The 891-nt window shown below is 75.3% G+C and carries 1 protein-coding gene; it reads right to left on the reverse strand.

Going from position 1 to position 891, the window contains the following annotated elements:
* Positions 1-66: 66 nt before the first annotated feature.
* Positions 67-891 (reverse strand): ABC transporter ATP-binding protein (locus EBH09_RS39605; protein WP_238697538.1); only part of this gene is annotated, 825 nt, incomplete at its 5' end.

Below are 891 nucleotides of genomic sequence, written 5' to 3' on the forward strand. Positions count from 1 at the left end.
GGCCTACCCGTCGCAGGGTCCCCGACTCGCGCCGTGGCTCTGCCGCAGGTCCTTGGCCGGTGGCTGTCACGGCCGCGCCTCTTCGCGCGGCAGGCCGGTCCGACCGTGCCGGGACCCGCCCGGGCCGTCCTCGGCGGAGACCGGCCCCACAGCGTTCTCACAAGTGCCGAACACCGCTCGGTAGGCCGTCTCCTCCCACAGGCGCCGGTGGCTGTCGACCGCCCGCACCCGGCCGTCGTCCAGCCAGATCACGAGATCCGCCCGGGCCGCGACCGACGGGCGGTGCGCCACGACCAGCCGTGTGGCGCCGCGGGGCGAGCGGCGCTGCGCCTGTTCCACCGCGTGCTCCGTGGCGGTGTCGAGGCTGGACGTGGCGTCGTCCATCACCAGCAGCCGGCCCGCGTGGGCGAAGGCCCGCGCCAGTCCCAGACGTTGGTACTCGCCGCCGGACAGGGGCGTGTCGGCGAGCCGGGTGTCGTATGCCCGCGGGAGGCGGCGTACGAAGGATTCGGCGTCCGCGAGGCGAACAGCCGCCCTGATCTGGTGGGGTGACACCGTGCGCGGCCCGGCCGCCACCGCCTCGGCGACGGTGCGATCGCCCAGGACGGGACGCGCGAACGCGAAGCCGACCTCGGCACGCAGGCAGGAGCGGGTCAGAAGTCCGAGAGGTGTGCCGTCCAGCAGGACCTGGCCCTGGTCGGGATCGATGAGCCGGCCGGCGACGGCGGCCAGGACGGACTTGCCCGCGCCACTGCGTCCCACGACCGCGGCGGTCAGACCGCCCGGCACCACCACGTGGTCCGCCCGCAGGACCTCCGTCCCGTCCCGCAGGACCCGTACATCGCGCAGTTCGAGGGTGCCCGGGCCCACCGGGGGCAGTGTCCGGGTTCC

The sequence above is a fragment of the Streptomyces sp. E2N166 genome (assembly GCF_003671715.1).
Classification (GTDB): Bacteria; Actinomycetota; Actinomycetes; order Streptomycetales; family Streptomycetaceae; genus Streptomyces; species Streptomyces thinghirensis.